At 68.2% G+C, this 20,803-nt stretch carries 18 protein-coding genes; 8 read left to right on the top strand and 10 right to left on the bottom strand.

All coding sequences use genetic code 11. From position 1 onward, the window contains the following. Nucleotides 1-337 precede the first annotated feature (337 nt). Together DBV35_RS12300 and DBV35_RS30190 are read left to right on the top strand one after the other, a co-directional pair. A complete protein-coding gene (locus tag DBV35_RS12300) occupies nt 338-1,012 on the top strand; it encodes a hypothetical protein (RefSeq protein WP_108660406.1) in 675 nt (224 codons plus the stop codon). A 350-nt stretch (nt 1,013-1,362) separates the two neighbouring features. Then, on the top strand, nt 1,363-1,755 hold the full coding sequence (locus DBV35_RS30190; RefSeq protein ID WP_157961698.1) for a hypothetical protein: 393 nt from the start codon (nt 1,363-1,365) through the stop codon (nt 1,753-1,755). A gap of 187 nt (nt 1,756-1,942) precedes the next feature. Here DBV35_RS30190 and DBV35_RS31280 read toward each other — a convergent pair whose 3' ends face one another. From DBV35_RS31280 to DBV35_RS12280, 5 genes are all read right to left on the bottom strand, one after another. Then, on the bottom strand, nt 1,943-2,077 hold the full coding sequence (locus DBV35_RS31280) for a hypothetical protein (protein WP_281262226.1): 135 nt from the start codon (nt 2,075-2,077) through the stop codon (nt 1,943-1,945). A 632-nt stretch (nt 2,078-2,709) separates the two neighbouring features. After that, complete coding sequence (locus DBV35_RS12295; protein ID WP_108660405.1) at nt 2,710-4,143, bottom strand: pyruvate dehydrogenase complex E1 component subunit beta; 1,434 nt, start codon at nt 4,141-4,143, stop codon at nt 2,710-2,712. Between the two features lie 122 nt (nt 4,144-4,265). Continuing rightward, nucleotides 4,266-5,291 (bottom strand): pyruvate dehydrogenase (acetyl-transferring) E1 component subunit alpha, encoded by a 1,026-nt coding sequence (gene pdhA / locus DBV35_RS12290; protein WP_108660404.1) that lies wholly within the window; start codon nt 5,289-5,291, stop codon nt 4,266-4,268. A 430-nt stretch (nt 5,292-5,721) separates the two neighbouring features. Then, nucleotides 5,722-6,075 carry an FtsB family cell division protein gene (locus tag DBV35_RS12285; RefSeq protein WP_108660403.1) on the bottom strand — a complete coding sequence of 118 codons (354 nt, stop codon included), beginning with the start codon at nt 6,073-6,075 and terminating at the stop codon, nt 5,722-5,724. Nucleotides 6,076-6,341: 266 nt separating this feature from the next. Continuing rightward, a complete protein-coding gene (locus DBV35_RS12280; RefSeq protein WP_108660402.1) occupies nt 6,342-7,310 on the bottom strand; it encodes a glycine--tRNA ligase subunit alpha in 969 nt (322 codons plus the stop codon). A gap of 147 nt (nt 7,311-7,457) precedes the next feature. Between DBV35_RS12280 and DBV35_RS12275 the strand changes: the two genes are divergently transcribed. Beyond that, complete coding sequence (locus tag DBV35_RS12275) at nt 7,458-7,718, top strand: hypothetical protein (protein ID WP_108660401.1); 261 nt, start codon at nt 7,458-7,460, stop codon at nt 7,716-7,718. Nucleotides 7,719-7,757: 39 nt separating this feature from the next. On the opposite strand, the gene DBV35_RS12270 is transcribed toward DBV35_RS12275, so the two are convergent. Both DBV35_RS12270 and glmS read right to left on the bottom strand, forming a co-directional pair. Further along, on the bottom strand, nt 7,758-8,519 hold the full coding sequence (locus tag DBV35_RS12270; protein ID WP_245943906.1) for a DUF502 domain-containing protein: 762 nt from the start codon (nt 8,517-8,519) through the stop codon (nt 7,758-7,760). A gap of 113 nt (nt 8,520-8,632) precedes the next feature. Further along, the gene (gene glmS, locus DBV35_RS12265) at nt 8,633-10,459 is read right to left on the bottom strand and encodes a glutamine--fructose-6-phosphate transaminase (isomerizing) (protein WP_108660399.1); all 1,827 of its coding nucleotides are present in this window, start codon (nt 10,457-10,459) and stop codon (nt 8,633-8,635) included. A 229-nt stretch (nt 10,460-10,688) separates the two neighbouring features. Here glmS and DBV35_RS12260 point away from each other — a divergent pair, with 229 nt between their 5' ends. Further along, nucleotides 10,689-11,093, top strand: a complete 405-nt coding sequence (locus DBV35_RS12260) for a GFA family protein (protein WP_108660398.1) — start codon at nt 10,689-10,691, stop codon at nt 11,091-11,093. 24 nt (nt 11,094-11,117) lie between these two features. Here the strand turns inward: DBV35_RS12260 and DBV35_RS12255 are convergent, their stop codons facing one another. Both DBV35_RS12255 and glmU read right to left on the bottom strand, forming a co-directional pair. Next, the gene (locus tag DBV35_RS12255) at nt 11,118-11,564 is read right to left on the bottom strand and encodes a hypothetical protein (RefSeq protein ID WP_157961697.1); all 447 of its coding nucleotides are present in this window, start codon (nt 11,562-11,564) and stop codon (nt 11,118-11,120) included. Next, on the bottom strand, nt 11,506-12,900 hold the full coding sequence (gene glmU, locus DBV35_RS12250; protein ID WP_245943905.1) for a bifunctional UDP-N-acetylglucosamine diphosphorylase/glucosamine-1-phosphate N-acetyltransferase GlmU: 1,395 nt from the start codon (nt 12,898-12,900) through the stop codon (nt 11,506-11,508). Before glmU ends, DBV35_RS12255 begins: the two co-directional genes overlap by 59 nt. Nucleotides 12,901-13,065: 165 nt before the next feature. Here glmU and DBV35_RS12245 point away from each other — a divergent pair, with 165 nt between their 5' ends. The 3 genes from DBV35_RS12245 to DBV35_RS12235 all read left to right on the top strand — a co-directional run bounded on the left by DBV35_RS12245 (nt 13,066) and on the right by DBV35_RS12235 (nt 16,614). Then, on the top strand, nt 13,066-14,217 hold the full coding sequence (locus DBV35_RS12245) for a hypothetical protein (protein WP_108660395.1): 1,152 nt from the start codon (nt 13,066-13,068) through the stop codon (nt 14,215-14,217). Next, on the top strand, nt 14,214-15,185 hold the full coding sequence (locus tag DBV35_RS12240) for a P1 family peptidase (RefSeq protein ID WP_108660394.1): 972 nt from the start codon (nt 14,214-14,216) through the stop codon (nt 15,183-15,185). The genes DBV35_RS12245 and DBV35_RS12240 overlap by 4 nt, the downstream gene beginning before the upstream one ends. Before the next feature lie 241 nt (nt 15,186-15,426). Further along, on the top strand, nt 15,427-16,614 hold the full coding sequence (locus tag DBV35_RS12235) for an acyltransferase family protein (RefSeq protein WP_157961696.1): 1,188 nt from the start codon (nt 15,427-15,429) through the stop codon (nt 16,612-16,614). Nucleotides 16,615-16,734: 120 nt separating this feature from the next. Here the strand turns inward: DBV35_RS12235 and DBV35_RS12230 are convergent, their stop codons facing one another. Beyond that, a complete protein-coding gene (locus tag DBV35_RS12230; RefSeq protein WP_108660392.1) occupies nt 16,735-20,199 on the bottom strand; it encodes an indolepyruvate ferredoxin oxidoreductase family protein in 3,465 nt (1,154 codons plus the stop codon). 109 nt (nt 20,200-20,308) lie between these two features. On the opposite strand from DBV35_RS12230, the gene DBV35_RS12225 reads away from it, so the two are divergent. Continuing rightward, a complete protein-coding gene (locus tag DBV35_RS12225; protein WP_108660391.1) occupies nt 20,309-20,797 on the top strand; it encodes an Lrp/AsnC family transcriptional regulator in 489 nt (162 codons plus the stop codon). Nucleotides 20,798-20,803: the final 6 nt, after the last annotated feature.

Below are 20,803 nucleotides of genomic sequence, written 5' to 3'. Positions count from 1 at the left end.
GCGCGTGGCGAAAGCCGCGGCCGCACCGGTTGCGAGCGTTCCCGACCACGGTCGTCGGCCGCGATGTCAGCTTGGACAGCATTGTGCGACGCAAGCATCGAATTCGAGTCGGTGGCCGGCGAGCGGATCGAGAACCGTGGCGCGTTTCGACCGGGGCGTCTCGGATCACCCCAATGGCAGGTCGTGACGATTGCGAAGCGGGTCTCATCGGAGGAAGGCAGGGCGTCCGGCATCTATCGGCGGCGGTTCCACCCGAATGGGGAGGCATTGCGGTGGACAAACGCTTAAAACGCCCACCGCCTCGCACCGGCGACGCGCCCTCGCGGAGCGAGGCGTCATGAGCGACGCGATCAGCATGGTGCGATGGGCGGCCCTGCGCTTCACCTTGCGCCGACCCGCCCCCTTTGCGGGCGCGCGCCGCGCGATGCCGGCCCCCCGCCCGCGCACGGCGATCGCCCGGACGGAGCCGCTGGCCGAGCCCCCCGCCCGCCCCCTTGCGCGCGCCGCTCAACCCGCGGCGCACGATGCCGCCGAACGCGCCGTTGCAGCGCCGCCCCACACCGCCGTGCCTGCGGCGAGCGCCGCCACGCCGTGCCCCGACCCGGCGCAGGGATGGACCGCCGCCATCGCCCCGCTCTTCGACGACACCTACTACCGCGCCAAGGTCGCCGAGGCGCGCACCTCACCGCTGACCCCGGCCGAGCACTATGTGCGGCTCGGCTGGAAGGAGGGCCGCGACCCAACCCCCTGGTTCTCGTCCGCCGGCTATGTCGCGATCAACCCCGACGTCGCCGGCGCCGACATCCCCCCCTTCGTCCACTACGTCCTCTACGGCCGCCGCGAAGGCCGCACGATCCGCCCCACAAGCGACGTCGCCACCACCATGCCGAAGCCGGAGCCACCCCGCCCCGCCCCGCAGGCCGACCTCCTCATGCTCCGCCGCCGCGAATCACTGAATGGCGCGACGCATATCGCGACCTACGCCGCGCGACGGTTGGAGGAGTTTCGATGAGCAGACTGGTCCCGTCCCTGCACTGAGTTTTGCGTGTATTGTGAACGGGCCCGGGTCTTCTTCCTGGGCGGCGAGAGTCCATTCGCCGTCGAGTGAGATCTCGGCTGGAAACTGCGTGCAAGAGGGAAAAGGAGAGGAGTCTTCAGCGAGTAACGAGCTCGATAAGTGGAAAAATTTCTCATACGAAGAAATATTGATAGACGATAATCGATGGATGATCCTAATTTTTGAATTCTACGACACACGATCTCGTGTCAGGGGCGCGAGATCTCAGCATAGGCAATGAATATATATACGATGCGACGCAGATTGTTATTAATCGTTGGCGTCACGGTGTAGATATAGACGCCTTGGTCGCACTGATCGCATCGGAAAAATCGGGTGATCGGCTCTTCGGTGCGTACTGCCTTCGTGAACTTGGTCGTGAGGTCGAGAGCTTAACGCCGATTGTCGTACAACTTGCCGATGATATCATTCCAGACTGCCGCCGATCGTTCGTCGAATACGTTGGCAGCGCGGGCATCTATGATGAGCCGGTCGCAAACGGCCTCGCGACATGCATGCTGGATCTGAACCTCTATGTACGCGTTTCGGTCATCAGATGGGGAGCGAGGACATCCGAAGAACGGTTCAAGGACTTCTTACGCTCGGTTCAGGTCCGATCAACCAATCAGGAACTTCGGTTCAAGAACCCACTCAGCAATGAATTTTGGCAATCGGGAGGCGCGCCGATCGCGCGCTAGAGATCATTCAACGCCTCCGCGAAGGGCAAAACGTTCAGGAGATCAGGGACACTCTTCCGGGAGAGGACGGCTTCGTCTTCGATTGTCTGCAATTTTCCAGTGAACGCCAAGAGCGCCACGCCGAATGGCGCAAAAATGCTCGGCCCTAGTCGCTCGCGGACTGAAAGCTGGAGAACGATATGCTCGATCAGCGCCGGGCAGTGCGGAGCAGGGCGTGCGCCGCAATGAGCCGCCATGAGTTGTTGTCGGCCAGGCCGAGCAACGGCGAAGCCTCCGACATGGCTTGCCGCTCGATGCCGCCGTGCTGGCGATCAACCAACACCGATGCCGTCCTTGCCTCCGACCCGCGCACCCGACGTCACCGCTGTCGCCGAATCGCGCAGCAGTGTCAGAGCCCGTGGGCGGTCGCCTCACGCACTCTCAGCGAGGTGTGACGTCAATCGTCCATCATGTCGGAACGCGTGCGCGCGATCGTCGATCACCCCGCCGGGCATCCTGCCAGTTTGCATCGGACATGTCGCAGCGCTCCAATGCTGCGCCCCCCAGGCCAAAGTCCGTCTCCTCGGGAGGAGCGAAGCAGGACGCACCTCCAGAGGGAGCGGCCATGAACGGGTGTCGGCCAGGCTCTCAGTGAGGGCGGTGTCACCGATATTGATTGCCGCTCGATGCCGCCATGCTGGCGATCAACTCGACCGATGCCGTCCTTGTCGCCGTCCCGCGCACCCGAAGCCACTGCCGTCGCCGAAACGCGCAGCAGTGTAACAAACCGTGCGCCGTCGCCTCGGGTACTCTTGGCGAGGTGTGGGGCAAACGTCCCTCAAGCCTGAACGCGCGACGTGATCATTGATCCCGCCGTCGCGCATTCCGCCGCCGCGCGTCCCACCGGTTTGCACCCGGCGCGGCGGGCGTCGCATCGCCTCAAAGATGCGCGACGCCCGGCCAGACCCCCCCCCTTCAGGCGGTGTAAGTCACCACCTTCACCGCGTCGATCACCTCGGCGACGCTCGGCAGGGCGAGCTTTTCGAGGTTGGCGGCGTAGGGCATCGGGACGTCCTTGCCGGTGACGCGCAGGACCGGGGCGTCCAGGAAGTCGAACGCCTTCTCCATCAGCTGGTAGCCGATTTCGGAGGAGATCGAGCAGGTCGGGAACGCCTCCTCGACCGTCACGCAGCGGTTCGTCTTGCGGACCGACTTGATCACCGTGTCGATGTCGAGCGGGCGCAGGGTGCGCAGGTTGATCACCTCCGCGTCGATCCCCATCCCGGCGAGCTCCTGCGCGGCCTTCATCGCGTAGGTCATGCCGATGCCGAAGGAGACGATCGTGACGTCCTTGCCCTTCTTCTCCACCTTCGCCTTGCCGATCGGCAGGACGAAATCGTCGGCCACCGGCACGTCGAAGCTCTGCCCGTAGAGAATCTCGTTCTCCAGGAAGATGCAGGGGTTCGGATCGCGGATCGCGGCCTTCAGGAGCCCCTTCGCGTCCACCGCCGAATAGGGCTGGAAGACGCGGTGGCCGGGGACGTGGGCGTACCAGGCGGCATAGTCCTGGCTGTGCTGGGCGGCGACGCGGGCGGCCGCGCCGTTCGGGCCGCGGAAGACGATCGAGCACTTGATGAAGCCGCCGGACATGTAGTGCGTCTTGGCGGCTGAGTTGATGATCTGGTCGATCGCCTGCATGGCGAAGTTGAAGGTCATGAACTCCACGATCGGCTTCAGGCCCGCAAAGCCCGCGCCGACGCCGACGCCGGTGAAGCCGTGCTCGGTGATCGGGGTGTCGATCACGCGGCGCGCGCCGAACTCCTCGAGGAGGCCCTGGGACACCTTGTAGGCGCCCTGATACTCGGCGACCTCCTCGCCCATCAGGAACACATCGCCGTCGCGCCGCATCTCCTCGGCCATCGCGTCGCGAAGGGCCTCGCGCACGGTCATCTGCTTTGTTTCGGTGCCGGCGGGGAAGTCGGGCTCGTCGGGCTGGTCGTCCGGCATCTCGGCGGGGCCGGGTCCGGAGCGGGGCGCGGCCGGCGCGCGTGGGGCGTCCGCATCGAGGCTGCCGGTGGGGCTCGTCTGGGGCGCGGGTTTGGGGTCTTCGGCTGGCGGCGCTTTCGGGGCGGGCGCGGCGGCGGCGCCGATGTCGGCCTCGCTCTCGCCCTCGGCGAGGAGGACCGCGATCGGGGTGTTCACGGCGACCCCCTCGGTCCCCTCGGGGACGAGGATCTTGCCGAGCTTGCCCTCGTCGACCGCCTCGACCTCCATCGTCGCCTTGTCGGTCTCGATTTCGGCGATCACGTCGCCGGCGGCAACATCATCGCCCACGGCCTTCAGCCACTTGGCGAGTTTGCCCTCTTCCATCGTCGGGGAAAGAGCGGGCATCAGGATTTCGGTGGGCATTGGGTCGTCCAGTCTCCCTTGGGGCTCCGCCCCGGCGTTTCAAATCGCAGATGGTCCCATCGATGGCCCGGATCGCACCCGGACGGGGCGGCTCCGGTCGTCAGGCGTCGGCTGCGGCGCGGTTACCGGACGATGTCCGTCCACAACTCCTCGGGCGCGGGCTCGGGCTCGGACTGGGCGAACTCGGCCGCGGCGTTGACCTCCTCGCGCACGCGCTTGTCGATCGTCTTGATGTCGTCCTCGGACATCTTGTGCGTCTTCACCAGGATCTCGCGCACGTGCTCGATCGGGTCGTGCTTCTGGCGCACCTCGTTGACCTCGTCGCGCGTGCGGTATTTCGCAGGGTCGGACATCGAGTGGCCGCGATAGCGGTAGGTCAGCATTTCGAGGATGAAGGGGCCCTTGCCGGAACGGGCATGGTCGAGCGCCTTGGCGACGGCGGCATGCACCTTCTCGACCTCCATCCCGTCGACCTGCTCGCCCGGAATGTCGAAGGAGCGGCCGCGCTGGGAGAGGTTCGTGGTGGAGGAGGCGCGCTCGATGCTCGTCCCCATGCCGTATTTGTTGTTCTCGATGACGTAGACCACCGGGAGCGACCAGAGCTTCGCCATGTTGAAGCTCTCATAGACTTGGCCCTGGTTCGCCGCGCCGTCGCCGAAATAGGTGAGCGCGACGGCCCCGTTCTCGCGATAGCGGTTGGCGAAGGCGATGCCGGTGCCGAGGGAGACCTGCGCGCCCACGATGCCGTGCCCGCCGTAGAAATTCTTCTCCACGGAGAACATGTGCATCGAGCCGCCCTTGCCCTTGGAATAGCCGGTGGCGCGCCCGGTGAGCTCGGCCATCACGCCCTTCGGGTCCATGCCGGTGGCGAGCATGTGGCCGTGGTCGCGATAGCCGGTGATGACCTGGTCACCGTCCTGCATCGCCATCTGGGCGCCGACGACGACCGCTTCCTGGCCGATATAGAGGTGGCAGAAGCCGCCGATGAGGCCCATGCCGTAGAGCTGGCCGGCCTTTTCCTCGAACCGGCGGATCAGAAGCATCTCCTCGTAGGCCCGACGATACTCGTCGGCCGAGAAGCGCGTCACGACCGGCGTCTTTACGTCGATACTTTCGTCCGCTTCGACAACGGCGCTTTCCTCGATCATCGCTTCTGTCCCGTGGTCTGTTTCCCGCAACCTATCGCGCTGTGGGGCCTGAGAAAAGGCAAGAGCACGCCCGGCCGGTGATGGCAGGCATGCAATCGGTTCAGCGGGCGCGTCGCCGGGCGGTGCGCCGTCCGCGCCCGGCGCCTGGGACGGCACGGGTTGCGCGGATCGTCCGATCCGTTGCCGCAGCCACTCTGTCGCAGATGCGACAGGCCGCGCGAGGCCGAACCATTTTGGCATTCCGTCCGCCCGATCCGCCGGCGCGCCCGCCCCGCGCGCGCCGATTGTCGCAACACGCGGGCCGGTCCGTGCGCGAGCCGGCACACATCCGTGAAACGGATGGATTTTTAGGGCGCGGCGTGCGCCGGGGCGAGCGAAAAGCGCGAAGGCCGGGCGCGGCGGGACGCCGGCGGGTCCGATAGGATTGCGGCTATTGGCCGTGGGCGGCGAAGGCCGGCGGCGATTCGCGGCGCAGCCCGTGCAGGATCACGATCTCGTTGGGGTGGGCCATGTTGAGCTTGGCGCGCGCCCGCTCGTCGAGGAGGTCGGCATCGAGCGCGTCGGTGCGCAGCCGCGCGACCGCCGCTTCGAGGTCCTTGCGCCGGGCGACGAGGAGGACGAGCTCGGTCTCGCGCGCATGGCGTTCGGCCTTCAGCGCCTCGCGGCCTGTCTGACTAAAATCCCCTCGCGTGCTCTGCCAGCCGAAATAAAAGGCGATCGAACAGAACAGGAGCGGCAGGATCAAGAAGGCGAAACGTGAGCGGCGTCGGTGGCGCGTGGGCATCAAGGGGATCCGTGAGTGCCCGCCATTCTAATCACGGTGCTCCTTAACGCGTGGTTGCCTCGCGGTGGGAAGCTGAAAACAGAGGGGAATTTTCCTGCCTCTGAGAACGTTTATGGGATGAGCGACCTCTCTCGCGCGCGCCATCCCGCCATTCCTGGCTGCGCGCGGGGCCGCTCTCGGCGCGCTTCCCCCTCGCTGCGCGCCGTCTAGGGCGGGCTGGCGCTGTGGGAGACGCCAGTCCGCTCTTTTTTGCCGCAGGGCTGCCCTCAGGCCGCCGCTGACGCCTCCGACGCCTCGGCTGCGTCGGCATAGCCGCCGCCCTCGGTCTGAAGATAAGCCTCGCCGCACGCCTTCGCGAGCGCGCGCACGCGGCCGATATAGCCCTGCCGCTCCGTCACCGAGATCACGCCGCGCGCGTCGAGGAGGTTGAAGATGTGGGAGGCCTTAATCGTCTGGTCATAGGCAGGGAGCACCTGGTGATGGCGCCCGCCCTCGGTCGACGGCGCCCCCGCCGCCAGCAGCGCGTGGCACTCGGCCTCCGCGTCACGGAAGTGGCGCAGCAGCATCTCGGTGTTGGCGTGCTCGAAATTATGCGCCGAATATTCCTGCTCGGCCTGGAGGAAGACCTCGCCATAGCGCACGGCACGCCCGGCCGCCGTCTCCGGCACGTAGACGAGGTCGTAGACGTTCTCGACGCCCTGGACGTACATCGCGAGGCGCTCGAGGCCGTAGGTGAGCTCGCCCGAGACCGGGCGGCAGTCGATCCCGCACACCTGCTGGAAGTAGGTGAATTGCGAGACCTCCATCCCGTCGCACCAGCACTCCCAGCCGAGACCCCATGCGCCGAGCGTCGGGCTCTCCCAGTCGTCCTCCACGAAGCGGACATCGTGGACCGACAGGTCGATGCCGATGGCGGCAAGGCTCGCGAGGTAGAGCGACTGGAGGTCGGGCGGGTTCGGCTTCAGGATGACCTGGAACTGATAATAATGCTGGAGGCGGTTCGGGTTCTCGCCATAGCGCCCGTCCGACGGGCGGCGCGAGGGCTGCACATAGGCCGCGCGCCAGGGGCGGGGCCCGAGGGCGCGCAGCGTCGTCGCCGGGTGAAATGTGCCCGCGCCGACCTCCATGTCGTAGGGCTGCAGGATGGCGCAGCCGCGCTCGGCCCAGAAGGACTGGAGCGCCAGGATCATCGCCTGGAACGAGCGCCGCGGATCGTGCGCACCAAGGTCGGTCATCGCAGAACTTTCATGTCGTGACGGCAAGGCCGGAATAACTCCTACAGCGGTGCGTTCTCCACACAAGCCGGCGACGACGCAAGCGGGGCGAGGAAGTCCCCCGACAGTTCCCGGCGAAGGCAACGCTCAAACCGATGGAGAACACCCATGTCGAAGACCCTTCTCACCGCCGCCATCATCGCCCTCACGGCCGCGACGGCCGGCACGGCGCTCGCCCGCGGCAACGATCGCGGCGGCTCGGACGGCGCCAACGGCAACGACGCCCCCTCGATCCAGCGCATCGAGCGGCTCACCCACTACCCGCCGCGCCAGCGCTACCGGCAGCATGAGGATGTGTGCCAGCACCGCGTGCGCACCGGAAATGACGCCATGCTGCTGCTGCGCCGCTGCGACGCGATCGGCAACTGATCGGCCGGTCGATGGATCGAATGGAGCCGGGACGGGCCCTCAGCGCGGCTCGGCCGGCTCGACCGGGGCCGCCGGATCGATGGGCGGAGCCTCCTCCGGCTCGTCGATGAGGCGGCCACGCACCGGCACCTCCATCGCGCCATAACCTGGCCTCTCGTTCGCGCTCAGCACCGCCTTCGCCCGTGCCCGCGCGGGCCAGACCGGCGTGATGAGGCCGGCGGAGATGACGAGCTTGGCCGCGTCCTCCACCGACATGTCGAGCACCAGCACGTCCTTTCGCGGCACGAAGAGCAGGAAGCCCGAGGTCGGGTTCGGTGTCGTCGGCAGGAAGACGGAGATCGCATCGTCCTCGTGCGGCAGGCGGTGGCTGATCTCGCCCGTCGCGTCGGTGGCGATGAAGACGATCGCCCAGAGGCCGCGGCGGGGATATTCCACGAGCCCGGCGGTGCGGAAGGTGCGGCTGCGCTCCGACAGCGCCGTCTCGAAGATCTGCTTCAGCGCGGCATAGACGTTCCGGATGAGTGGCATCCGGTTGAGGATCGCCTCCCCGATCGCGATGATCGTGCGACCGAAGATGTTCGCCGTGAAGAAGCCGAGCAGGATGAGGACGATGACCGCGATGACGACGCCGATGCCCGGCAGCGGGAACGGCAGGTAGCTTTCCGGGTTCCAGCGTGGCGGAATCCACGGCTTCACCCGGTTGTCGACCCAATTGATCATCGAGGCGGTCAGGTAGACGGTAATCGTGAGCGGGGCGGCGACGATGATGCCGGTGAGCAAATAATTCCGGAGTCGGTTCAACAGACCGCGCCGGCGCCCAACCTTCCCCTCGATTCTGTCCTCGTCCATACACTCATACTCTCACCCGCGGGGCCACTATACTAGAGAGCCCCGGCGACGATGTTGAAGGGCCCTTATTCGACGGTGACCGATTTCGCGAGGTTGCGGGGCTGGTCGACGTCCGTGCCGTTGGTGATGGCGGCATGATAGGCGAGAAGCTGGAGCGGGATCGTCATCACCAATGGGTGAATGAAGGCCGGCGCATCCGGCACCACGATGATCTCCTCCGCCGTCCCGGCCATCGCCTCCGCCCCCCGCGCGTCCGTCACGCCGATGATTCGCCCGCCCCGCGCCGCGACCTCCTGCATGTTGGAGACCGTCTTGGCGAAAAGATCGTCAAAAGGCGCGACCACCACCACCGGAACGCTGTCGTCCACCAGCGCGATCGGCCCGTGCTTCAATTCGCCCGCGGCGTAGCCCTCGGCGTGGATGTAGCTGAGCTCCTTCAATTTCAACGCCCCTTCGAGCGCCACCGGATAGGACGCGCCGCGACCCATGAAGAGGGCCGTCGTCGCGGGCGCGACGATGCGGGCGATGCGCTCCAGTTGCGGCTCCACGTGCAGCGTGTCGGCGACGAGGCGCGGCGCTTCGACGAGGGCGTCGACATAGGCGCGCGCCTCCTCCGCGCTCACCGTGCCGCGGTCGATCCCCGCCTTCACCGCGAGGGCGGCGAGCGTCGCGAGCTGGCAGGTGAAGGCCTTCGTGGAGGCGACGCCGATCTCCGGTCCCGCAAGCGTCGGGAGCGCGACATCGGTCTCGCGCGCCATCGTCGAGGTCGGCACGTTGACGACGGTCGCGATGGTCTGCCCCGCCGCGCGGCACACGCGCAGGCTCGCGAGCGTGTCGGCCGTCTCGCCCGACTGGGAGACGAAGAGGGCAAGCTCGTCGCGCGGGAAATTCTGGGCGCGGTAGCGGAACTCGGAGGCGACATCGAGGTCGACCGGCAGGCGCGCGATCTGCTCGAACCAGTGCCGCGCGACGAGGCCGGCATAGAAGGCCGTGCCGCAGGCGGTGATGGAGACGCGGCGATAGTCCGCGAAGTCGAGGCCGACCGCGCTGTCGCGGATCGTCCCCTCGCCGATATCGAGATAGTGGCCGATCGTGCGGGCGATGACCTCGGGCTGCTCGTGGATCTCCTTGGCCATGAAGTGGCGGTAATTGCCCTTCTCGGCGAGTGAGATCTGCACGGGGACGGCGACGGCGGGCCGGTCGACGGGCGCGCCCGTCTTGTCGAAGATCTCGACCTTCGAGGGCGTCAGGAGCGCGATGTCGCCATCGTCGAGATAGATGATCCGGTCGCAGAAGGGGGCGAGCGCGATCGCATCCGAGCCGATCATCACGCTGTCATCGGCAAGGCCGATCGCGAGCGGGCTGCCGGAGCGCGCGGCGGCGAGGAGCTGGGGCTGCCCCTCGAAGGCGAAGGCGAGCGCGTAGGCCCCCTCGAGCTCGCCGAGCGTGCCGAGCAGCGCGGCCTTCATCTCCTCGCCGCTGGCGAGGCGGTGGGCCATCAGGTGGGCGATCGTCTCGGTGTCGGTGTCGGAGGTGAGCGTCGCGCCCGCCGCCTTCAGCTTGGCGCGCAGCTCACGAAAATTCTCGATGATGCCGTTGTGGACGACCGCGACGGGGGCAGCGAGGTGCGGATGGGCGTTCGCCTCGGTCGGCGCGCCGTGGGTCGCCCAGCGCGTGTGGCCGATGCCGGTGCCGCCCGGCAGCGGCACCACGTCGAGCCGCTTTTCGAGGTTGCGCAGCTTGCCTGGCGAGCGCAGCCGCGCCATCGCCCCCTCGCCGTTCACCGTCGCGATGCCGGCCGAATCGTAGCCGCGATATTCGAGCCGCTTCAGCGCATCGAGCAGGAGCGGGGCCGCATCCCGCTGGCCAATGACACCGACGATCCCACACATACTCGGCCTCTCCCGTCACATCGCCCCGCAGCACACGCGGGGGTCCCTCTCGTGCGGCCCCGTCCGCGCCACCGGCGCAACGGTCCGCCCACGAGCGTCCTAGCCCATCTTTGCGCAAGCTTCTTTCACATGCCGTTACGCTTCGCGTCGCATGAGGGTTAAGAGCCGTCGCGCCGAGGCACGCGGAGAATGTGCTAGCCTTCTCGCGCGGTGCGCGGGAGTGGATCCGATGAAAGTCGACGGCCGGTGCCATTGCGGGCAGATCACCTACGAGGCGGAGATCGACCCCGACGCCGTGATGATCTGCCATTGCAGCGACTGTCAGGCGCTCTCCGGCAGCGCGTTCCGCACCGTCGCGCTGACGAGGCCCGGGGGCTTCTGGCTGCGCTCGGGCGAATTGAAGACCTACGTCAAGATCGCCGACAGCGGCGCGCGCCGCCTCCAGACCTTCTGCCCGAATTGCGGCTCGCCGATCCATGCCGCGTCCGAAGGCGAGGAGCCGAAGGTCTACAGCCTCCGGCTCGGCACCTGCACCCAGCGAGCCGACCTCGTGCCTGTGGCGCAGATCTGGAGCCGCTCCGCGCTCGATTGGCTCGGCGGGCTCGAGTCAATTCCCCGCCGCGCCAAGCGCTGACCCATCGCCCAGCGCAGGCGGCCGTCAGTCCTTCGGGTCGGGCTTTCGCTTCGGCGCGGGCTCGTTCGCGCGGATCGCGGCGAGGCGCGCCTCCTTGCTGTCGTCGACAAGCTCGCTGCGCGGCGCCTCGTGGGGGTTGGCGAAGGCGATCTCCTCGCGTGCGAAGTCCGAATCGTCGACCGGCTCCGACTGCAGATAGCTCCCGTCCGGGATGTTCGCGTCGAGCGCGACGTCGGGCGCCTCGGCGTGCTCCTCGACCGGCGGGTGGTCGCCGCGATCCATCGCGTAGCGCGCCTCCTCGCGGGCGAACTCCGAATCCTCCGCGAACTCCGATTCCATCGCCGCGCCGGAGGGCTGCATCGCCCCCAGCGCCTCGCTGCGTTCGAACGAGTTCATCCGGTCCGGATCGGGTTCACGGGCTTGTGCCGCGAACATCCGCTTCAGAACCAGCTCCATCCTCTCCCTCAGCATGGTCGCCTCCTTCCTCAGCGTGCGGCACGTCGGGCTTCGCGGGCGACCGGTCGGGCTTGTTCACCTGGCGGCCACGGGCGATCGCGAGCGCATCGGCCGGGACGTCCTCGGTGATCACGCTGCCCGTGCCCACATAGGCACGGTCCCCGATCGCGACGGGCGCGACGAGCGCACTGTTCGAACCAATGAACGCGCCCTCCCCGATATCGGTTCGGAACTTCTTCTTGCCGTCATAGTTGCAGGTGATCGTCCCGGCGCCGATATTGGCCCCCGCGCCGACATTCGCGTCGCCCACATAGGAGAGGTGATTGACCTTCGCGCCGGTGGCGAGCGCGGAATTCTTCACCTCCACGAAATTGCCGATCCGCACCTTCGGCCCGATCGACGTGCCGGGCCGCAGCCGCGCATAGGGGCCGACGACGGCGCCCGGCGAGATCACCGCGCCCTCGATGTGGGAGAAGGCGCGGATGGTCACCCCGTCATCGACGACGACACCGGGGCCGAAGACGACGTTCGGCTCGATCGTCACGTCCTCGCCGATCACCGTGTCGTGGCTGAAGAACACCGTCTCGGGCGCGAGGAGCGTTGCGCCCTGGAGCGCCTTCGCCCGCGCGCGGCGCTGGAACTCGGCCTCCGCCTCGGCGAGCTGGGCGCGGTCGTTGACGCCCATCACTTCGGCGTGCGGCGCGCGCTGCCACACGATGTTGAAGCCGCGCGCGTGGCCGATCTCGACGAGGTCGGTGAGGTAGAACTCGGCCTTCGAATTGTTCGCCTCGATCGTGTCGAGCGCGGCGAGCGGCTCGCCCGCGCGGATCGCCATGATGCCGGAATTGCAGAGGCGCACCGCGCGCTCGGCCTCGCTCGCATCCCGCTCCTCGCGGATCGCGGCGACGTGGCCGTTGTCGTCGAGGAGGACGCGGCCATAGCCCGTCGGCGCGTCGGTCTCGAAGGCGAGGATCGCGATGTCGGCCCCGCCATGGACGCGGGCAAGCACGCTGTCGATCGTCTCCGCCTCGATCAGCGGATTGTCGCCGAAGAGGACGATGACGGAATCGATCCCCTCGTCGAAGGCCGCCTTCGCGGCGAGGACGGCGTGTGCGGTGCCGCGCGGCTCGGACTGGACGTGGAGGCTCGCGTTGCCGCGCGCCCCTTCCGCCCACGGCGCCTCGCGCCCGACGACGAGGGCGGTCCGCCCGATCCCCGCCCTCTCCACCGCGTTCAGGACGTGCGAGATCATCGGCAGGCCGCCGACCGGGTGCATCACCTTCGGCAGCCGGGAGCGCATCCGCGTCCCCTGCCCCGCCGCCAGAACCACCGCGAGAGATCGTGAATTCAAGGCTGGCTCCCCTCGTTTCGACACACCGTGCCCGCCGCCATTGACGGGGATAGGGGCGTGTTCTCGCATTCGTCGGTTCGCGGCAAGCGTGCTTTTCACCGATGGCATCGTTATGGTCGCGCCGTGACCTCGCCTTGATCCTGCGTGTATCCGGGAGCCCGTTCCATGCGTCTTGTCCGTCTCGCGTCCGCCGTCGCGCTGATCCTCGCGCCGCTGCCAGCCCTCGCCTTCGATCCGACGGGGAACATCGTCGCCGATGCGCTCCTCAACACGCTGGAGCGCAGCGGCTATCGGGATGTGACCGTCGGCAATGTCAGCCGGGGCGACGGCGCGACGATCCTGGAATCGATTCGCGGCGTCGGCACCAACAGCGGCGCGCCGATGACGATCGCCCGCGCGCGGATCGTGAACGGCATCGTCAACGCCGACAACGAGCTCGTCGCCGACGAGATCGTCTACGAGAACACCTCCGTCGCCGACGAGAACAGCCCGTCCCCCTCCACCGTCGGCCGCGTCGTCATCTCCGGCGCGCGCTATCCGATCGCCGAGGGCGGCGAGGGGCTGACGAGCCTCTTCGGCACGTTCGACCGCGTCGCCGTCGAGAATGTCGAGGCGCGCGCGGAGAGCGGCGACCTCGTCACCATCGCCTCCATGATCGCGACGATCGAGGAGCGGGACCTTTCGAAGGGCGCCGGCGGGAGCGTCGCGATCGAGGGGCTCGGCTTCGATGTCGGCCTCTGGGAGGAGCCGGCCGCGAGCCAGATGCGCGCCCTCGGCTATGATGCGATGTCGATCGACTTCACCGCGTCCGGCCGCTGGCAGGCCGACACCGGCCGCGCCGAAATCAGCGACGTGCGCGTCGCGATCGACGATCTCGGCACCTTGACGCTGACGAGCGACCTCAGCGGCCTCACGGCGAACACCGTCGCCAGTCTCCAGGCCGGCATCACCGATATCGGCCAGCTCCTGCCGCTGCTCCAGTCGGTCACGATCGCCGACCTCTCGCTCGCCTACACCGATGCCGGCCTCACCCCCCGCGTGATCGACCAGCTCGCCGCGAACTCCAACGCGCCGCGCGAGGCGGTGACGCAGGCCCTCGTCGCGACCATCCCGGACGCGCTCTCGATCCTGAACGCCCCGTCCTTCACGCAATCGGTCGTCGACGCGGCGAAGACCTTCCTCGACGCGCCGGGCACGCTGAGCCTCAAGGCCTCGCCGGCGAGCCCGGTCTCGATGGCCCAGCTCATGGGCGCGGTCATGATGGGGCCGCAGATGATCCCGTCCCTCCTCAATCTCGAAATCAGCGCCCGGAAGTGAGCCACCTCCTCGACGTTCCCGGCCTCCGGGTCGGGCACGCATCGGACGCCGCCGCCCGCAGCGGCGTCACCACGATCGTGATGGACGAGCCGGCCGTCTGCGGCGTCGCCGTCCACGGCGGCGCCCCCGGCACGCGCGAGACCGACGCGCTCCAGCCCGAGGCGCTCGGCGCGCCGGTCGACGCGGTGTGCCTCTCGGGCGGCTCCGCCTTCGGGCTCGCGGCGGCGGACGGTGTGCAGCTCGCGCTGGCAGAACGCGGGCGGGGCTTCGCGGTCGGGATCCACAAGGTGCCGATCGTGCCGGGCGCGATCATCTTCGACCTTTCAGGCCCCCGCCCCGACTATCGTGCCCTCGGCGCGGCGAGCGTCGCGGCCGCGCTCGACGGCGCGCCGGACCGCACACTCGGCACCATCGGCGCGGGCATGAACGCGATGTCCGCCGGCCTCAAGGGCGGGCTCGGCTCGGCCTCGATGACAATCGGGGACGTGACGGTCGCCGCGATCGTCGTCGCCAATCCCGTCGGCGCGGTCACCGCCGCGAACGGGCCGTGGTTCCGCGCCGCCCCGTTCGAGGTGGACGGCGAGTTCGGTGGTCTCGTCGCGCCGCCGGATGCGGATTTCGCCACCGTGCGCACGAAGCACTCGGCCGGGCCGCGCGCCAACACGATGATCGGCCTCGTCGCGACCGACGCGCGCCTGACGCGCGGCGAGGCGAAGCGCCTCGCGATCACCGCCCATGACGGGATGGCGCTCGCCGTGTTCCCGTCCCACACGATCCTCGATGGCGACACCCTCTTCGCCGTCAGCACCGCGCGTGCCCCCGCGCCCGCCGGCCCGCGCGACCACATCGCGCTCGGCGCGGCGGCGGCGACGACGGTGGCCCGCGCGATCTCTCGCGCGATCTTCCACGCGCGCGCCGTCGAGGGCGACCGCTTCCCCACCTGGCAGTCCCTCTATGGTGGTGCCTGACGCGGCTCGCGCTGCGGCCCCGGCTTATGAAGATTTAAGGTAGCAACCCGGAGCGGCGGATTGAATTCCGCCGCTCCGCCCATTATCGAGGCACCGACCGGACTGCGCCGCATCGGCGCGCCGGGACGGACGGCCGCCTCCCATCATCGCTTTCCGCAGCCTGGGCGCGACGCGCGGCCCGGCGCCAGCATGATGTGCCATGCCGACGCGCGCCCGTCGCAAAAGGGAAGGAAGGCCGCACTTGCGAGGACACCGCTTCACCACCGTCGACAGCTTTCGCGGCCTCTTCGCGCTGACGGTGGCGCTCTTCCATCTCCCCGTCGTCGGCAGCCTTCATGACGTCCCGCTGGTGCGCAACGCGTTCCTGTTTGTGGACTTCTTCTTCGTCCTGTCCGGCTTCGTCATCTCCTACGCCTTCGCGAACGCCGTGACGGCGCGCTCGATCGTCCCGTTCATCGTGCGCCGCTTCGGGCGGCTGTGGCCGCTGCACGCGACCGTCCTCCTCGGCTTCCTCTCGATCGAGACGCTGCTTGCGGTCGCGACCGCGCCGCAGCCGGGCGATCCGGTCGCGAAGATCCCGTTCACGGAGAATTTCGCGCCGTCCCTCCTCTTCCAGCAGCTCGCCTTCCTCGACGGGTTCGGCCTCTCAGGCCGGGTCGGATGGAACCTGCCGAGCTGGTCGATCAGCGCCGAGTTCTGGGTCTGCGTGCTCTTCGCGCTGGTGGTGGTCTTCGCGCGCCGGGCGGCGGTGCCGGCCTTCGCCGCCCTCTTCGTCGCGGCGGGCCTCGCGATGGTCGCCTTCGCCGGCGGCACGATGGACACCTTCGTGGAGCTCGGCTTCGTGCGCTGCGTCTACGGCTTCGCCGGCGGCTGCCTCACCTACCAGCTCTTCGTCCGGCGCGGGACGTCGGGCGGCGCCCACTCGGCCCTGGAGATCGCGACGCTCGGCGTGGCGCTCGCCTTCGTCTGGGTCTACGGCGCGACGCCCGTGGCGCTCGCCGCCCCGCTGGTGTTCTGCGCGGTCGTCTACGTCTTCGCCGTGTCGACCGGCGGCATCGTCTCGCGCGCCATGCGCCATCCCTGGCTCCAGGCGATCGGCGAGCGGTCCTACTCGATCTACCTCCTGCACTCGCTCCTGATCTACGTGATGCTCATCGTCGCGACGGGGGTGGAGCGGCGGCGCGGCCTCGAGATTCTCGGGCCCGTGCCGGGGAAGATGCTGCCGATGATCGATGTCGCCGGGCCCTACGGGATGGTGATCAACAACGCGATCACCCTCCTCTACCTCGCGCTCCTCATCGCGCTGGCGGGGCTCACCTACCGGCGGATCGAGGTGCCGGCGCGCGCGCTCTTCCAGCGCATCGCCGGGCGGATCGCCACGCGGCGCGCGTCCGCCGTCGTCGAGGAGAAGGCGCGGGCCTCCGCCTGACAGCAGCCACTTCGGCCGATTGGCCACCTATTCGGCGGCCTTTGTCCGAAATGACCGCCTATTCGGCGGTCTTTGTCTGAAATGACCGCCTATTCGGCGGTCTTTGTCTGAAATGGCCGCCTATTCGGCGGCCATGGCCAGCGGCGGCTTGTCGGAGAGCTGGGCGAGGAGGACGTTGCGCTTGGTGAGCGCAGCCTCGCGGTTCGCCTCTTTCACCGGCCCGTACCCCTTCACCGTCTGCGGGATGCGGGCGAGCTCGCACAGGAGCCCGTAAGGCGCGTGGCCGAGTTCACCCTCGATGAGCGTGAGGTCGGCGAATGTCATGTCGACGAGGGCGCGCTCGTGGCGACGCTCGGCGGTGCGGGCGAACGGGTCGAAGGTGCCCCCGCGCAGCCCCTTCATCCGCGAAAGGACGCGCAGTGCCGGGAAGATCCACGGCCCGAACGCGCGCTTCTTCGGACGGCCCGTCGCCGGGTCGATGCGCGACAGGAGCGGCGGGGCGAGCATCAGCCGGATCGCCTTCGGATCCTCGAATTCGGCCTTCAGCTTCTCCCAGTAGGCGGGGTCGGAGTAGAGGCGTGCGACCTCGTACTCGTCCTTGTAGGCCATCACCCGGTAGAGGCTCTCGACGGCGAGCGCGGTGAGGCGCAGGCCCTTCTGCCCGTGCGCCTCGTCGGCGGCGCGCAGCCGGCCGATCGCGTCCGTGAAGCGCGCGGCATAGGCGGCGTCCTGGTAGGCGGTGAGCTCGTCCGCGAGGAAGGCGATGCGCTCGTCGAGGCCCATCGGCTTCACCTCGTGGCGCGCGCCGATGGCGGTCACGATCGCGTCGGGGTTCGCGGCCATGATGCGGCCCGCGCGGAAGGCGGCGATGTTCGGCTTCACGGCCGCCCCGTTCAGCGCGATCGCGTGCTCGATCGCCTCGGCCGAGAGCGGCAGGCCGCCGGCCTGATAGGCGACGCCGACGAGCATCATGTTCATGAAGATCTGGTCGCCGAAAAGCTGCTCGGCGACGTGGGCGGCGTCGATCGGAACGAACCGCTTCGCGCCTTCCTTCAGCGTCTTCGTCATCCGGATCTCGTCGAAGGACAGGACGCGCTTCATCACGAACTCGGCGGTCGGCTGCACCTTCGTGTTCGCCACCGCGAGCGTGCGCTCCGGCGACAGCAGCGAGAGCGAGTCCGCGTTGCAGGCGACGAGCATGTCGGAGGCGATGATCGCGTCGAGCGAGGCGACCGGCACGCGCGGACCCGCGATGTCCATGTCGGCGGGCGCGAAGCGCAGATGGCTCGTGACCGGCCCGTTCTTCTGGGCAAGACCCGTCATGTCCAGCGTCGAGGCGGTGATACCGTCGATGTGCCCCGCCATCGCGAGCACAGCGCCGACGGTCGTGACGCCGAAGCCGCCGATGCCGGTGATGAGGACGTTGTGCATCCCGGTGAGCGCCGGCACGGCGGGCGCGGGGAGCACGGCCACCAGCGCCTCGATGTCGAGCTTCACGGTGTCGGCCTTGCGCAGGCCCCCACCCTCGACCCACGCGAAGGACGGGCAGAAGCCCTTCACGCACGAATAATCCTTGTTGCAGGTCGACTGGTTGATGACCCGCTTCTCGCCGAACTCGGTCGCGAGCGGCTCCACCGAGATGCAGTTCGACTGCACCGAGCAGTCGCCGCACCCCTCGCACACCCGCTCGTTGATGAAGAGGCGGCGCGCCGGGTCCTCGTAGGCGCCCTTCTTGCGGCGGCGGCGCTTCTCGGCCGCGCACGTCTGGTCGTAGATGATCGCCGAGACGCCCGGGAAGGTCGCAAGGTCCTCCTCCACGGGAAGGAGCTCGTCGCGGTGGTGGACGGGGACGCCGCGCGCGAGATCGCGCCTTCCCTCGTAGAGCTCCGGCCGCTCGGAGACGACGACGATCCGGCCGACGCCCTCCGCTTCGAGCTGGCGCGTCAGTGCGGGCACGGTGAGCGGACCGTCCACCGGCTGGCCGCCCGTCATCGCGACGGCGTCGTTGAAGAGGATCTTGTAGGTGATCGGCACCTGCGCCGCGACCGCCTGGCGGATCGCGAGGATGCCGGAATGATAGTAGGTCCCGTCGCCGAGATTGACGAAGACGTGCTTGTCCCGGCTGAAGAGATACTGGCCGACCCAGGGCGCGCCCTCCCCGCCCATGGCGATCTGGCCGTCGGTCGTGTTGCCGTTGATCTCCGTCATCGCGTGGCAGCCGATGCCAGGCATCGCGCGCGCCCCCTCGGGCACCTTCGTGGAGGTGGAGTGCGGGCAGCCCGAGCAGAAATAGGCGGTGCGCTGGCCGGCTTCGGCGTGACCGCCGGCCCAGGCCGCGCGCTCCACCATCTGCATCGCGACCGCGCGCATCTGGAGGTCGTCCTCCGCCCCCGGCACGACGCTGAGGAGCGCCTGGACGATGTCCTGCGCGCGCAGCTCCAGGACGTCGGAGAGGAAGTGCTCGCCATTCGGCCGGTGCTTGCCCCAGATCTCCGGGCGCAGTGGCTCGGCGAGCCCATAGAGCGCGTCCTTGATCTGCGGCTCCATGAAGGCGCGCTTGTGTTCGAGGACGACGATCTTTTCCTTGCCGCGCGCGAAGCGCGTCAGGGAGACGGCGTCGAGCGGCCAGGGCACGGCGACCTTGTAGACGGCAATGCCGAGCTGCCTGGCGCGCGCCTCGTCGATGCCGAGGAGATCGAAGGCCTGCAGGAGGTCGCGATAGACCTTGCCGGTCGCGACGAAGCCGATCCGCGCGCGCTCGCTGCCGAACGTCACCCGGTCGAGCCCGTTCGCGCGGACATAGGCGCTGACGGCCGGCAGGCGGATGTCGCGCAGGAGGCGCTCGGTCTCGAGGCGATTGCCGAGAAGGAGCGGCCGGTTGATCTCGTGCTCGCGGCGCGGGTCGTTCGCCTCGGGCAGGACGAAGCTCAGCCGCTCCGGGTCGACATTGACGAGGCCCGACGCGTCCATCGTGTCGGCGACGCAGATGATCCCCGTCCAGTTGCCCGCGTAGCGCGAGAGCGCGATGCCGTGGAGGCCGTAGTCGAGGACGTCCTGCAGGTCGCACGGGTTGAAGAAGGGCATCTCGAAGTGCTGGAGCACGAACTCGGACTGCGCCGGCAGGATCGAGGATTTGGCGAGGAGGTCGTCGCCGCAGAGCGCCAGCGCGCCGCCGAGGGCGGCGGTGCCGGAGGCGTTCGCCTGCTTCAGCGCGTCGGCCGCGCGGTCGACGCCGGGCGCCTTGCCGTACCAGATGCCGACGACGCCGTCATAGTCGGAGCCCTTGCCGTGGAGGCCGACCTTCTGGGTGCCCCAGACAGCGTGCGCGCCGAGCTCTTCGTTGACGCCGGGGCGGAAATGGATGTCGAGCGGGGTCAGGCGCTTGGCGTTGCGGACAAGCTCCTGGTCGACCCCACCGAGCGGCGAGCCGCGATAGCCGGAAAAAAAGGCCGCGGTCTTCAACCCGGCCTTCTGGTCGATGCGGCGCTGGTCGATGGCGATCCGGATCAGCGTCTGGATGCCGGTCATGTACACCCGGCCCCGGTCCAGCTCGTACTTGTCGTTCAAGCTTACGTCGCGTGTCACGTTCGCCCCTCCCGGGTCGTCAACTCACCCCTAGAATTGTTCCATCTCGCGTGGATTTTCCATGCTATTTAGGGCATGATTCAGGGCGATTGAGCATAAAGGTTCTCAAATGTCGGCGCAGGATGAAAAAATCTCCCTCGACGCCATGGATCTGCGAATCCTAGATGCAATGCAGAAGGACGCGTCGCGTTCCGTCGGCGACATCGCAACCTCTGTCGGGCTCAGCCAGACTCCGTGCTGGCGGCGCATCAAGCGCATGAAAGACGCGGGCGTCATCAAGAGCATTGTTGCAACCCTGGACCGTGAAACGGTCGGGTTGGGCTTCACGTCCTACGCGTTCGTCAAGCTCGGCATGCCCAGCCGGGAGAATATGGAAAAATTCGATCGCCTCGTCGCCCGGTGGCCGGAGGTGATCATGTGCGAGCGCGTGACCGGGGCGGTCGACTATCTCATCAAAGTCGTGACGACCGACATCAAGGAATATGACGCGTTCCTGCGCGACCGGCTTCTGAATGGCGACCTCGTGAGCGACGTGCAGTCGCGCATCGTGGTCGCCACCGTGAAGGAGACGACGGCCCTACCGCTTCCGGATCTGTGAACCGTC

It is taken from the genome of Acuticoccus kandeliae (assembly GCF_003073115.1).
Note: the sequence above shows the minus strand (reverse complement) of the source record. Positions and strands in the feature narration are given on the sequence as shown.